Below are 12,257 nucleotides of genomic sequence, written 5' to 3'. Positions count from 1 at the left end.
TGGTTTCATTGGAAGAGGGCTCGGGCTCCGTGGCTCGGCCACAGCGCGAGAGGTTCTGTTGGCAAAAAGATTCACCCGCCTGCTCGAAGTCGGCGCAGCCACTGAGGGCTGCCAGGATGACGGCGAATGCTGTATGAGGCAGGCTTCTGCTTATGGCGCCCCGGCTCATGGCCAGTCTCCATAAAGGATGACGGCTTGCCCAGTCGTCCCCACGCCAATTGTTGTGGGCCGAGAAGGCCCTCCGAGCATGTACATGCCCGCTGCTGTCAGCAGGCCCGCTGTTCCCGCTCCCAGCAGGCCCATCCCAAGCGTCTGCAAGGTACGTCCGCGCGAGACGCTGTGTCGCACATCTTCCTCGCTCGTGAGGCTGGGGGAAGCCGTACGCAAACGGTTGAGTTCGCCACGAGAGAGAGCCCAGGAGACCCCACCTGCCACTACCAGGCTGCCTCCGGCAATCGCTGGGATCAGCGAATAGCTGTGCAGTTCCTTCTCGGGTGAAGGGCTGTCAGTGACTGTCACGATGGAAGGTGGCAGAGACGCAGGTGAAGCCGCTTCTGTTGGCGGGCTGGGGTTCTCTGTAGGGGAGGGAAGAGCCGGGGCTGGTGTCACCTGGGCAGCGAGTTCCCTCTTCTTTTTTTCGCGCAGGGACTCGAAGCGAGCACTGACCTTGGGCGGCACTTGCACTGGCAGTTTCGCCGCAGTATCCAACTCCAAAGCGGTTTTGAACGAGGCGGCACCCTCGTCCCATCGGTTCAACTCCGATAGCAGGATGCCTTCGTAGAGGAGCAGGGTAAGTTCCTGGTCCCGGTTGCGGGGCACCTGTCTCGCAAGCTGAATTTGGGTGAGTGCGGCCTCGTAATCGAGGCCCTCGTAGAGGCGCTTGGCAGAGAGCAGATAGGTCTGGGCATCCCCCAGCGGGGCGGCTCGAGCGCTCACTGGCAACAAGCAAAGCGCGAGCCCCAGGAGGAGCCCGCGCCATGAATGGGCGTGACCGTGCTGCGGGAACGACGCGTGCTCAATGGACCGTGACATGCGGGAGGAGCACGGTAGGAGCAGGGATTGGCTCGGTCTGTACCACCCCGGACGTACGTGCTCGCTCCGGTCGTCGCCTTCCCAGACCGGTCTACTTGTCAGACAGGTTCCCAGATGATTCCGCCACCGCAGGGGCTCGCGCAGACGCAACGTCGGGCACCAACTTGTCGTCGACGCTACCAGTTGGGTAGGATGAAGGGAGGCTACCCAGGATGTCAGACCGGAGTGTTAGACCCGTTCTCATGAACATGGGAACGGGGGTTGGGGAGTATGGTGAGGGAATGGGACGGAAGCCCGCCACAGTCGCGGATCTTGAGGCGCTTCCCGAGAATGTCGTGGGCGAGCTCGTCGCTGGAGAGCTGTTCGTCAGCCCTCGCCCGTCATCGCCTCATGCGATGACGGCCTCTCGACTGGGCGCGTTGCTCTTGAACCGTTTCGATCTGGGAGAACCGGGGCCCAGTGGTTGGTTCATCGTGGATGAACCGGAGCTGTGACTGGGTGAGAACGTTCTCGTGCCGGACTTGGCGGGGTGGAGGCGTCATCGGATGCCGGTGTACCCGCGAACCGCTGCTTTCACTCTGCCCCCCGACTGGGTCTGTGAGGTGCTCTCGTCCTCGACGCAGGTTCTGGATCGTGAGGTCAAGCTTCCTGTGTATGCGCAGGAGGGCGTGGGCCATGTGTGGCTCGTGAATCCGGACTCACGCACGTTGGAGATCTACCGGCTCGATGAGGGGCGCTACGTCCAGCTTGCACTCCATCGGGACGGGGCACTCGTACAGGCGGAGCCGTTCGAAGCGCTGGGGCTGGACCTGGCTCTTCTCTGGACGTAGGGCCCCTCCACTCTGTGGACATCTCCCCTGCGCCTTACTTCTTGCGGAACAGGGCCTCTGCGGCCGAGAGCAGTTGGTCCTTGCTCTCCTTGGCGTGCAGGCCACCCTCTCCAATCTGGAACAGCTCGCAGAAGTTCGCCCCATCCTTGTCCGAGGGCACGTCCGCGAACGGCTCCTTGCACTCCTTGGCCACGCTCGGGTCGAAGTGGCGGCAGTTGCGGCACGAGCGCAGCTCCTCGCCGCAGTGCGGACACTCGTCCCTCCGCCCCACCTGGTTGCCGACGATGTCGAGCCGCTTCCCGCAGTGCGCGCAGCCGGTCATGGCTCCTCCCTGAGAGGGCGCCATCTTGCCAGGGCTGTGCAAGAAGCGGCGAGCGCTCAGCGGTGCGGCGTGGGCACCAGCCGCGACGTCGGCTCGGCCTTCGAGGAGGCGATCGGCGCCGCGAGCAGCTCCGGAGCCTCCACGGACGCGTCATCCAGCTGCGAGTCCAGCCGCCGCAGCAGGTGCAGCATGTACGCCGCCAGTGCCGAGAGCACCCCCGCCATCAGCCCGAGCATCTGCCCGCGCTGCCACAGGTGCGCCTTCTCCATCACCGTGCGCCGCTCGGCGAACGTCTTCAGCTGCGCGTCCGCCACCGAGTTGTCCAGCCGCTCGGCGTACTCGAGCGCCTGCGCGTTGCCTCGCTCCATCAGCCAGCGCGCCTGGGACTGCAGCTCCGCCGCTCGCGTGTAGCAATACCCCGCACCACCGGCCGAAAGGACGGCGACACAGATTGCTGCTGTGACGCTACGGGAACCCATGGACCCTCCATGCCGCCACTGCCGCGAGTTTCCAACACCCGCGACTGCACGCCACTTTCCCCAGGACAGTTCGCAATGGTAGGGACGCCGATCGCCATGGGCAAGCCCTACCGGCCGAAAGACCATTATTTCCAGAAAGCCAAGCAAGAGGGGCTCCGCGCCCGCTCGGCCTTCAAGGTGGACGAGATCCTCAAGCGTTTTCCCATTGTGAGGAAAGGTACGACGGTTCTCGATCTCGGGGCAGCCCCGGGCGGCTTCCTGCAGATCCTGGCCGACAGCGTGGGGCCGTCGGGGCGCGTGGTGGGCGTGGACATTGTCGCCATCCGGCCGTTCACGCAGAAGCACGTGACGACGGCGGTGCTGGACGTGCTGGCGGAGGACTTCGACGCGAAGCTGCGCGCCCTGCACGACGGGCCGTATGACGCAGTCATCTCGGACATGGCCCCGAAGACGAGCGGCATCAAGGCCACGGACGAGGCCCGCAGCCTGCGGCTGGCCGGCAAGGCGATGGAGGTGGCCGTGAGCCGGGGACGGCCCGGCTCGAGCTTCGTGGCCAAGCTCTTCATGGGCGGAGACTTCGAGGAGTTCCGCGGCCAGGTGCGGGCGCACTACGAGGACGTGAAGGTGGTGCGCCCGGAGGCCACGCGTGGCGCGAGCATGGAGGTGTACCTGGTCGGGTTGCGCCTCAAGGCCGCTGCGCCTTGAGCGGGCTCAGCCCTTCTGCGGCGGCGCGGGAGGCTGGGGCGCATTGCCCGGGCCCAGCCACTCCGGGTTGTGGACGGTGCCGTCGAAGCGGTCGCTGACCTTGTACTTCTCGAAGGTGCCCTCCTTGGCGGCCTTCTCGGTCTTGGCGAGCAGAGCGGAGACCTCCTTCTCGGACAGGGGCTTGAACTCGCGCGCGACCTTGAGCGCCTGGTCCACCCGCTCCATCGAGTCCATGCCGGTGATGACCACGCTCACCGGTAGCGAGAGGGCGTAGCGCAGGCATTCGGGCGCGGTGACCGTCTTGCTCTCGAGGATGACGTTACCTCCCATCGGCTTCATGCCCAGCACGCCGATGCCCTCGCGAACGAGGACGGGCAGGACACGCTTCTCGAAGCTGTCGTAGTGGGCGTCCATGACGTTGAGGGGCATCTGCACCGCGTCGAAGCGGAACCCGTGCTTCTTGGCCGCCTCGAGCATCTTCAGGTGGATGGCCGGCGACTTGTGGCCGGTGAAGCCCAGGAAGCGCGCCTTGCCGGCCTTCTTCGCCTCGATCATCGCCTCCATGACGCCGCCCGGCGCGAAGCTGCGCTCCGGGTCGTTGGTGTGGATGACCTCGTGCAACTGGAGCAGGTCGACGTGATCGGTCTGGAAGCGCTTGAGCGACTCGCTGATCTGCGCCTCGGCGGTCTTCTTGTCCCGGCCGTCGATCTTGGTCATCAGGAAGGCCTTGGAGCGGTAGCCGTCCTGGAGCGCCTTGCCCATCCGGATCTCGCTCTGGCCCCCGTTGTAGTCCCAGCAGTTGTCGAGGAAGTTGATCCCGTTGTCGAGCGCCCGCCGGATGATGGCGATGCTCTCCGCCTCTTCCTTCTGCGTGCCGATGTGGAAGCCGCCCACGCCGACGCAGGAGATCTGCTCACCCGTGCGGCCCAGCTTCCGCCGGGGCACGGACTGCGCCGCTGTGGACGGGTTCGCCGCGGCGAAGGCGCTGGGCGCGATCAGCAGGGCGAGCGTGGCGTCGAGAAACTCTCTGCGGTTCATGTGCGGGGCCTCCAGCAGCGCGGGCGCATGCGGGTAATGTCCACGGAGGCTGCCCGCCCGGGTTGACCGCGCCAACGTCCAAGCGGGCACAGGCGCGGCACGCGTCAGGCGGTGCACGGGGGAGGCGGAGGAATTGTTCTTTGCGCTACAGCGGGTGTGCCGGGAGCGGGGCTCCTGGGCTGCGGAGCCTGGGAGCTACTCGGAGCAGGTGGGGCGATCGGTGGTGGGGTAGAGCGTGGCGATGCCGTAGGTGCCGTTCCGGGTACCGCAGAAGATCTGCCACGAGGTGCCGCCGAGATCCGGCGCGGAGTAGACGCCGCCCTCCTTCTTCGCTCCGTCCCGGGCGCAGCAGCGCACGAAGGCCCGCGTCCCGATGGCCGCGATGCTCACCGCATCCTGCGAGCGCGAGAACCCGCCGACCTTCTTCTCCCCGCAGGACCAAGGCGCCACGCCGTGGAAGGAGATGAGGTACTGGTCGCCCTGGATCGCCTTGTTGCCGCGAGTCGGGCCGTCGTAGCAGAGCTTCCCCTCGGCCTCGAGCTGCGCATAGCGAGCCTGGTAGTGCAGTCCACCGATGGGACCCTTCAGCCAGTCGTCGCCGCAGAAGACGTGGGTGAACGCATTGCGAGGCCCGGTGCTCGCCCAGAGACTGGTGAGCCACTCGATGTTGGCCTGCTTCGCGCTCGCTCCTGTCCGAGAGCGTCCCGCCGCCGCGAGCGCCCGCTGGATGCGCGCATCATCATAATGGTTGGAGAAGAAGCGCTGCACATCCCCAGCGCTCACCGATACATCCGGCCGGGCGGGGCAGAGCGCGAGGATCTCCCGGTCCACCGCCGACAGCTCCGGCGCCTTCGAGAAGAGGGGAGGGGTGCTGCACTTCGTCGCGCACCCCGAGGCCATCTTCGCCACCGCGGGCATGACTTCGGCCTTCTGAGGCTTGTCCGCCTTCACGAGCTCCGTGGCGCTCGGAGCTGCCTGGACCGCTGTCTCTTCGGCGCCGTCGCAGAGCACCCAGCCTTCGCCCTTGGGGCCCTGGAGCTTGCACCACTTGCGGTCAGGCCCGCCCTTCTTGAGTAGGGGATACGAGGTGTCGGGCTCGACGGTGAAGACGACCTTCTTGGACTCGGGCTGATCCACGGCCTCCACGCGGGTGGAGGAGACGAAAGCCCCAGAACCCGCGAGCGCAACCAGGGGGAGGAACAGCGTCGACAGCAGAGCAAGGAGACGCGACATGGGTGCCGGGAGCATACCTTGAGAGATCCTCAGCCCCCATGGAGGCGGGGCCTCGCTGGCTTGGACTTCCTCCAGGCGGGCTTATTCATCAGAGCGAGAGCATGCGGGAGCGGTATCGCCGGGCATGCGAGGACACCCACTCTGGCAGTCGGTCGAGCACCGTCTGGGCCTCAGGGGAGGGTGTGTTGAACACCTGCGTGAACTCCACCGGCACAGGGGCTTCGCCTCGCAGCGTGAGGGTGACCTCCCAGCCCTCCGGTGGAGGCTCGACGTGGCCCGCGCGGTAGAAGGTGTCTCCAGCGCGCAGCTCGGGCAGCGGGCCCAGGGACCACTCCACCAGAGATTCACGAGGGATCTTCAGCTTGAGTTCCTGGGCGCCTCGGGCTTGGAGCCGGAGCGTGACCTTCCTTAAGCCCGCACCAGACGGAGCGGCCTGCGGAGTGATCTCCGCGTCCTGCTCCAGAGACTGCGCCTCACCGAGGTCGAGCCGCCACTGTCCCGCTTCGGCACGCCGCGCTCCTGCCAACCCCTTCATCGCCTCCTGCAGGTCCTGGCCTCCACCTCCCCTGAACAAGAGCGTGCTGCGCCCCGCCTCGTCCCGCTGCTCCACCCGAAGCCGCTGAGGCCGAGCGGCACTGAAGGGCGGGACGATGGCCATGGCCACCACCGCGAGCAGGGCCACACCGCCAGCCATGGCGCTCACGCGGCCGGGCGCCCCAGCCTCCAACGCCCGAGGCACAGCCACCAGCGCGCAGAGCGCCACGGGAAGCGCCGCCAGCAGCGCAATCACGAAGTCCAAGGGGATGCCGGCGGACAGGCGCACCGCCATGGGGATGAACACGGCCAACAGCATTGCGCCCAGCCGCACGGTGAGCAGGGCTCCCGGGACGAAGGCGATGAGCCAGCCCGCCCAGGTGTAGCGAGGAGCCAGAGCCGCCACCGCGAGCCCGAGCGCTCCCGGCAGTAGCCACCAGAGCGGCAAGTAGGAGATGCCCGCTCCTTGCGTCACCGCCACCGCTCCCAGCAGTCCCCACACCCCGAGTGCCCCCGCCCAGGTGCCGAGCATGACCTCGCGCAGCGTGACTCCGCGCCTCATCGCCCATCTCACCCACAGGTGCTGCACCGCCAGGAAGCCCGCGAGTGCCAGACCTCCAAACCCCACCACTGCGAGCCAGGGCGTGGCGAACCACCCAAACGTTCGGCCCAGCAACACCAGGAGCCCAGCACCCAGCGCCGCAGCGAGCAGGCTCGCCACCACACCCAGCACAGAGGACAGAAGGCCTGCGAGCATCCACCGGACTCCACGAAGCTCCCGGCGCAGCACCGTGCCCATGGCTCCCGCAGCGGCGAGCAGGGCGAGCGCCATGAGCCCCACCATTCCCTGAGGCGTGTGGGTGAAGAACGTGAGCCCCAGGAAGTCGTAGTAGCTGCCGATCGCGGAACGCTCGTTGGGCAGGGCGCTCGCCAGCTCGCGCGTCACGGCCAGGGCGGTCTCTCCGATGTCCTGCATCGTCCCGCGCTCCACCCGCTCCGGCGTATCCAGCGCCGTGTGGTACGCGTAGCCGTCCTCGTACAGGGCCAGGTCCAAGCCGTGCAGCTTTCCTTGCTCGGCGTAGATGGCGAACTCGGTGCCGCTGGGGATGACGCCTGTCTTGAACAGATCCTGCGCGAACGCGGAGCCGTGCGGATGCGGAGCCGCCCGCGCGTACGCTTCCAGCAGTCCCAAATCACCTTCGGTCACCCGGAAGAGCAGGAGCCGCCCTCGCGTCCCCATGGAGTCGAGGTTCACGAAGGCCGTGACATCCTTGCTCCACGGGTGCTCCAAGAAGCGGGGCGCGCCCGCGACCCACAGCTCCTCGGCCCCGCTCAGGTTCAGGATCACCGTGCGCTCGAGCCGCGGGCCCGCCGTCAACGCGCGCGCAACCTCCACGAGTGCCGCCGCAGCCAGGCCGTCATCGCCCGCCCCCGCGCCCTCCAGTGCCGAGTCGTAGTGGGCCGTGAGGAGAATGGCCTCCTGACTGCGCCCGGGGATGCGCGCGAGCACATTCCGAGCCGAGTACTGCACGGACTCCACGATCCACCCGCGCTGCACCACGCCGGGGCCCTCTTGGAGCTCCACCTCGACGCCGGGCAGTTCGCGCAGCTTCTCCAAGAGGTACGCGGCCGCTGGCCGCCACTGAGCCGTGCCCGTGGCTCGAGAGCCGAGCGTCCGCGTCAGGTGGAGGAACACCGGCCAGGCCCGCTCCTCGGAGAACGCCTCGGGAGGCGCATTCGAGGCGCGTGGGGGAGGGGGCCGGGCCACGAGCAGGGCCACGGCCACCACTGCCGCCACCACCGTGGCGATGCCGAGCCAGGCCCGCCGCATCTACTCCAACTTCAGCTTCGCCGCCTTCAGCTTGCCCACCTGCACGAGGTACTCGCCAGGCCCCAGCTCCGCCTTCGGATCGGTCACCTTCTCACCGTTCACCCGGACTCCGCCCTGGGCCATCAGCTTGCGCGCCTCGGTGGACGAGGCCACCAGCTTCGTCTCCGGCAGCACCTTGGTCACCAGCGCCTTCGGCGCTCCGGCCAGCGGCACCGTGGTGAGCGCCAAGCTCTCCGTGTCCAGCTGCTTGTTGGCGAAGCGCGCCTCGAAGTCCGCCGCCGCCTTCTTTCCGGCCTCCTCGCCCTGGAAGCGCGAGGCGAGCTCCTGCGCGAACGCCACCTTGGCCGCCTTCGGGTGCGTCTGCCCGGACTGCACCGACTCGCGCAGGGCCTGCACCTCTTTCAGCGTCCTGGACGAGAGCAGCTCGTAGTAGCGCCACATCAGATCGTCCGTGATGCTCATCAGCTTGCCGAAGATCTGATCCGCGGACTCGTTGATGCCCACGTAGTTGTCCAGGCTCTTGGACATCTTGTCGCCGACGATCTTCCCATCCACCGCCCTGGCGTCGAGGCCCTCCAGGATGGGGCCCGTCATGATCACCTGCGGCTCCATCGCCTTGTCCTTCATGAGCTGCCGGCCGACGAGCAGGTTGAAGAGCTGGTCGGTCGCTCCCAGCTCCACATCCGACTTCAGGGCCACCGAGTCGTAGCCCTGCAGCAGCGGGTACAGGAACTCGTGGATGGCGATGGTGCGGTTGTCCCGGAAGCGCTTCTTGAAGTCGTCGCGCTCCAGCATGCGCTGCACCGAGTAGCTCGACGCCAGCCGGATCATCCCCTCGGTGCCCAGTCCATCCAGCCACTCGGAGTTGAAGCGCACCTGCGTCCGCCCGGCGTCCAGCACCTTGAACACTTGCTGCTTGTACGTCTCCGCGTTGACCTGCACCTCCTCACGGGAGAGGGGAGGCCGCGTCGTGTTCTTCCCAGACGGATCGCCGATCAGCGCCGTGAAGTCACCAATCAGGAACACCACCGTGTGCCCGAAGTCCTGGAAGCGCCGCATGCGCGTGAGCAGCAGCGAGTGCCCCAGGTGCAGGTCCGGCCGGGTGGGATCGAAGCCCGCCTTGATGACGAGCGGCTTGCCCTCCTTATAAGAGCGCTCGAGCTTCTTCTTGAGCTCCTCGGCCACCTGGAGGTCCACGGTGCCGCGAGTCACTTCCTCGAACTGCTCCTCGGGCGTCGCCTTGCGCAACAGATCCTGGGTCATGGCGCGCGCCAACTTACCCGAATCCACACGCGCCGCGAGGCGCTTCTGAGGCGCTGTTCACCTGAAAGTGAAAGGCCCGGTGGCAATCTCCACCGGGCCTTCAGGGAAGCTGGCTCAGGTGTCCAGGAAGTCCCAGTCGCGGAACAGGCCCCGGTAGGACTCGATCTCGGTGACCACCAGGTCCATGTCCACATCGTCGCCGTTGGTCGGCATCATCTGGACGATCTGGTCACTGAAGGCCAGGCCCACACGCCGGCTGCGCGCCGAGGCCGCCCGGAGCGTGGCGTCGTAATAGCCACCGCCGCGCCCCAGCCGCTTGCCGTCCCGGGTGAAGCCCAGGCCTGGCACCACGAACAAGTCGATCTGGTCCACCGGAATCAGATCCGAGGAGTTGGAGGGCTCGCGCACCCCCAACCGCCCCGGCTCCAGCTCGGCCTCGGACTTGATCGCCCGGAACGAGAGGATCCGCCCGTGCACATGGGACAGCGGGTAGCAGACGATCTTCTCGTCTTGCAGCGCCGCGATGAGAATGTCCCGTGTGGGCACTTCGCCCCGGATGGGGGCGTACAGCGCCACCGTCCGTGCCTTTTGATAGTAGGGCGAAGCCAGGAACCGAGACTGCACCTTCAACCCACGCCCGTCGATAAGGTCTGGCGTCATTGCCTTGCGCCGCGCCGTTAACTCCTCGCGCAGGCCCTGCTTTCGCGCCGCCTCGTCTGTCGCCACCGTCTCGCTCACCGCCGCCACTCCACAGAAAAAGTCCCCCGCCGTATGGCCGTGTGCCTAGCGTCCATTGAACCCTATAAAAGCCAGGTGGGGACCAAAGTCATGGCTCCGTAGGCTTCCCTCTGCCCCGCGAGGGGGAGGGCTTGCGCATGGAACCCGAAACGGACCCCGTGATGGACGTATCGGTTCGAATTTCTGCTGGGCATCACGCGCCCCGCAGGGGACAGCCCTTGAACAACCGTTTCCGGTCTCTAAATCCTCGAAGTTATTGAAGAAACTGCGGAATATCCGGATGAAATGATAAGGACGCCCACCGGCCAGGTCAAGGTGTCTCGCACGCGTTTACAACGCGGGCCCCTGCCTCCTATGATGCGCCGGCCCTGTCTCCCATGGCGCCCGCCCCTCTTATAACAGGCCTCGCGTTGGCCCTTTTCCTGGTGCCAGGGCTTGCTGCGGCAGGTCCCTCGCTCTTAGGCACCTTCCGGGCCGACACGTACGGCCAGCTGGAGCTGAAGACGGAGGGCGCTCACGTTGTCGGCACCTACGTGGGCGGTGGCGGCTGCGGCTTTGCTCCCCAGAGCCAGGTGTTGGAAGGGGACTTCGAGGGCTCGGTGCTGGTGGCGCGTCTCCGGGTCTGCCTGAAGGGGGACCTGTGTCCCGCCGAGCAGAGCTACTCGCTGCTGGGCTTCTATAACGCCGCGGACAACTCGGTGGTGGGGTACGTGAAGCTGAGCCCCGGGTGCCAGTCGGACGGGCTGCCTCGCTCGGGGCGCTTCAATCTGGTGTTGGCCACCCGGGCCAGTCCCGAGGAGACGCCTACCAGTGGCGCGCCGGCGGGCTCCGCGGCGGAGCTGGTCTCCAAGCGCAACTCGCGCATGGATCTGGCCAAGCAGGCAAGCGTCAAGGGCCAGGAGTTCTTCGAGAAGAAGCAGTACGGCGAGGCCGTGAAGCAGTTCAAGGCCAGCCTGGAGATCGACTCCGGGGACACGAACTGGCCCGCGTACATGGGGCTGGGCGCCAGCCAGCTCATGCAGGGGCAGGTGGCGCTGGCCATCAAGAACCTGGAGCGGGCCAAATCCGCCCTCCGCGGCGGCGATCCGAACCTCTACTACATGCTGGGCTGTGCCTATGCCCAGAAGCGCGACAAGGCCAGGGCGCTGGAGTACCTGGGGCGCGCGGTGGAGGCGGGGTACGATCTCGAGACCGCGGCGAAGAATGACAAGGATCTGAACCAGGCGCTGGGCGCTGAGCCCCGGTTCAAGGAGCTGGTGAAGAGTTCCGCCGACAAGAAGGGGCGCGGAACGGCGACCAGCGGAACCTCGAGCCCGTGAGCACGCCCGTGACGCCGCGCCCGACCCGGGTCTTCGGCAACTACGAGCTCCTGGCTCCGCTGGGCAAGGGTGGCATGGCCGAGGTGTTCCGGGCCCGCGTGCTCTCCGGCCGCTACGAGGGCTGGAGCGTGGCGGTGAAGCGGCTGCTGCCCTCGCTCACGGGGGATCCGTCCTCGGTGGAGAGCTTCATCCGCGAGGCGGACCTGTCCACCCAGCTGGATCACCCCAACATCGTGAAGGTGTTGGACGTGGGCGTCGCCGAGGGCACCTACTACATCGTCATGGATCTGGTGGACGGGCGGGACCTGGCGCAGATCCTCCGCCGGTGCAAGCAGCGGGGGATTCCGCTGCCGCTCGACTTCGCCGTGTACCTGGGCAAGGTGCTGCTGGAGGCGCTGGCGTACGCGCACACGGCGGTGGACGCGAACGGCACGCCGCTGGGCATCGTCCACTGCGATGTGTCCCCGTCCAACGTGTTTATCTCCCGGATGGGGGAGATCAAGCTGGGCGACTTCGGCGTGGCGCGCGTGTTCGTGGATGGCTCGCGCGACGGCGGCGAGGTGCTGGGCAAGCCCTACTACCTGTCTCCCGAGTCGCTGCGTGGCGTCGTCACCCCCGAGGCGGATCTGTGGGCTGCCACCGTGGTGCTCTACGAGCTGCTCACGTTGGAGCGTCCCTTCACGGGCAACACGCCGGAAGAGGTGTTCTTCAACATCCGGCACCGCCGGTACCGGCCCATCCACGTGTTCCGCCCGGAGGTCCCCGAGCTGCTAGAGGAGCTGGTCTCCCGAGGGTTCGCGGCGCGCATCGAGGACCGGTTTCCCACGGCGGAGACCTATGCCAAGGCGCTCACGCCGCACTACGACGAGCTCGTGGGCACTCCGCTGGCCATCGCCGCCGTGGTCCGCGGGCTCTTCGGCGCCAGCGACTGAG

General features: G+C 67.0%; 13 protein-coding genes and 1 other RNA gene. 5 read left to right on the top strand and 9 right to left on the bottom strand.

The features are described from left to right. Positions 1–165: 165 nt before the first annotated feature. Positions 166–1,032, bottom strand: coding sequence for a hypothetical protein (locus DB31_RS47340; protein ID WP_240487161.1), 867 nt, complete (start codon positions 1,030–1,032; stop codon positions 166–168). Positions 1,033–1,313: 281 nt separating this feature from the next. On the opposite strand from DB31_RS47340, the gene DB31_RS51475 reads away from it, so the two are divergent. Continuing rightward, the gene (locus DB31_RS51475; protein WP_338034354.1) at positions 1,314–1,526 is read left to right on the top strand and encodes a hypothetical protein; all 213 of its coding nucleotides are present in this window, start codon (positions 1,314–1,316) and stop codon (positions 1,524–1,526) included. An 18-nt stretch (positions 1,527–1,544) separates the two neighbouring features. Further along, on the top strand, positions 1,545–1,862 hold the full coding sequence (locus DB31_RS51470) for a Uma2 family endonuclease (RefSeq protein ID WP_338034353.1): 318 nt from the start codon (positions 1,545–1,547) through the stop codon (positions 1,860–1,862). 34 nt (positions 1,863–1,896) lie between these two features. Here DB31_RS51470 and DB31_RS39110 read toward each other — a convergent pair whose 3' ends face one another. Next, complete coding sequence (locus tag DB31_RS39110) at positions 1,897–2,184, bottom strand: hypothetical protein (RefSeq protein ID WP_044197886.1); 288 nt, start codon at positions 2,182–2,184, stop codon at positions 1,897–1,899. 56 nt (positions 2,185–2,240) lie between these two features. After that, positions 2,241–2,663: a hypothetical protein gene (locus DB31_RS39105; RefSeq protein ID WP_044197884.1), complete on the bottom strand. Its 423-nt coding sequence runs from the start codon at positions 2,661–2,663 to the stop codon at positions 2,241–2,243. A gap of 75 nt (positions 2,664–2,738) precedes the next feature. Between DB31_RS39105 and DB31_RS39100 the strand changes: the two genes are divergently transcribed. Beyond that, positions 2,739–3,368, top strand: coding sequence for an SAM-dependent methyltransferase (locus tag DB31_RS39100; RefSeq protein WP_044197882.1), 630 nt, complete (start codon positions 2,739–2,741; stop codon positions 3,366–3,368). Between the two features lie 6 nt (positions 3,369–3,374). On the opposite strand, the gene DB31_RS39095 is transcribed toward DB31_RS39100, so the two are convergent. The 6 genes from DB31_RS39095 to ssrS form a co-directional block, all read right to left on the bottom strand. Continuing rightward, positions 3,375–4,406 carry an aldo/keto reductase gene (locus DB31_RS39095; protein ID WP_044197880.1) on the bottom strand — a complete coding sequence of 344 codons (1,032 nt, stop codon included), beginning with the start codon at positions 4,404–4,406 and terminating at the stop codon, positions 3,375–3,377. Positions 4,407–4,601: 195 nt separating this feature from the next. Continuing rightward, positions 4,602–5,639: a hypothetical protein gene (locus DB31_RS39090; RefSeq protein ID WP_157232385.1), complete on the bottom strand. Its 1,038-nt coding sequence runs from the start codon at positions 5,637–5,639 to the stop codon at positions 4,602–4,604. 88 nt (positions 5,640–5,727) lie between these two features. Beyond that, positions 5,728–8,004 (bottom strand): M28 family peptidase, encoded by a 2,277-nt coding sequence (locus DB31_RS39085; RefSeq protein WP_044197876.1) that lies wholly within the window; start codon positions 8,002–8,004, stop codon positions 5,728–5,730. After that, the gene (tyrS, locus tag DB31_RS39080; protein ID WP_044197874.1) at positions 8,005–9,267 is read right to left on the bottom strand and encodes a tyrosine--tRNA ligase; all 1,263 of its coding nucleotides are present in this window, start codon (positions 9,265–9,267) and stop codon (positions 8,005–8,007) included. A gap of 114 nt (positions 9,268–9,381) precedes the next feature. Then, positions 9,382–10,005 carry a 5-formyltetrahydrofolate cyclo-ligase gene (locus DB31_RS39075; protein WP_044197872.1) on the bottom strand — a complete coding sequence of 208 codons (624 nt, stop codon included), beginning with the start codon at positions 10,003–10,005 and terminating at the stop codon, positions 9,382–9,384. 19 nt (positions 10,006–10,024) lie between these two features. Beyond that, positions 10,025–10,219, bottom strand: a non-coding RNA gene (gene ssrS / locus DB31_RS51795) — 6S RNA. Positions 10,220–10,415: 196 nt separating this feature from the next. On the opposite strand from ssrS, the gene DB31_RS39070 reads away from it, so the two are divergent. Both DB31_RS39070 and DB31_RS39065 read left to right on the top strand, forming a co-directional pair. Next, a complete protein-coding gene (locus DB31_RS39070) occupies positions 10,416–11,324 on the top strand; it encodes a tetratricopeptide repeat protein (protein WP_052420597.1) in 909 nt (302 codons plus the stop codon). Next, on the top strand, positions 11,321–12,256 hold the full coding sequence (locus DB31_RS39065; RefSeq protein WP_044197871.1) for a serine/threonine-protein kinase: 936 nt from the start codon (positions 11,321–11,323) through the stop codon (positions 12,254–12,256). Before DB31_RS39070 ends, DB31_RS39065 begins: the two co-directional genes overlap by 4 nt. Position 12,257: the final 1 nt, after the last annotated feature.

The sequence above is a fragment of the Hyalangium minutum genome, assembly GCF_000737315.1.
GTDB classification, from domain to species: domain Bacteria; phylum Myxococcota; class Myxococcia; order Myxococcales; family Myxococcaceae; genus Hyalangium; species Hyalangium minutum.
Note: the sequence above shows the minus strand (reverse complement) of the source record. Positions and strands in the feature narration are given on the sequence as shown.

Excerpts from the sequence above, each read along its gene's own strand:
- DB31_RS39105 (WP_044197884.1), bottom strand. The coding sequence starts at position 2,663 with ATGGGTTCCCGTAGCGTCACAGCAGCAATCTGTGTCGCCGTCCTTTCG.
- DB31_RS51475 (WP_338034354.1), top strand. The coding sequence starts at position 1,314 with ATGGGACGGAAGCCCGCCACAGTCGCGGATCTTGAGGCGCTTCCCGAG.
- DB31_RS39090 (WP_157232385.1), bottom strand. The coding sequence starts at position 5,639 with ATGTCGCGTCTCCTTGCTCTGCTGTCGACGCTGTTCCTCCCCCTGGTT.
- DB31_RS47340 (WP_240487161.1), bottom strand. The coding sequence starts at position 1,032 with ATGTCACGGTCCATTGAGCACGCGTCGTTCCCGCAGCACGGTCACGCC.
- DB31_RS39085 (WP_044197876.1), bottom strand. The coding sequence starts at position 8,004 with ATGCGGCGGGCCTGGCTCGGCATCGCCACGGTGGTGGCGGCAGTGGTG.
- DB31_RS39095 (WP_044197880.1), bottom strand. The coding sequence starts at position 4,406 with ATGAACCGCAGAGAGTTTCTCGACGCCACGCTCGCCCTGCTGATCGCG.
- DB31_RS39100 (WP_044197882.1), top strand. The coding sequence starts at position 2,739 with ATGGTAGGGACGCCGATCGCCATGGGCAAGCCCTACCGGCCGAAAGAC.
- DB31_RS39110 (WP_044197886.1), bottom strand. The coding sequence starts at position 2,184 with ATGACCGGCTGCGCGCACTGCGGGAAGCGGCTCGACATCGTCGGCAAC.
- tyrS (WP_044197874.1), bottom strand. The coding sequence starts at position 9,267 with ATGACCCAGGATCTGTTGCGCAAGGCGACGCCCGAGGAGCAGTTCGAG.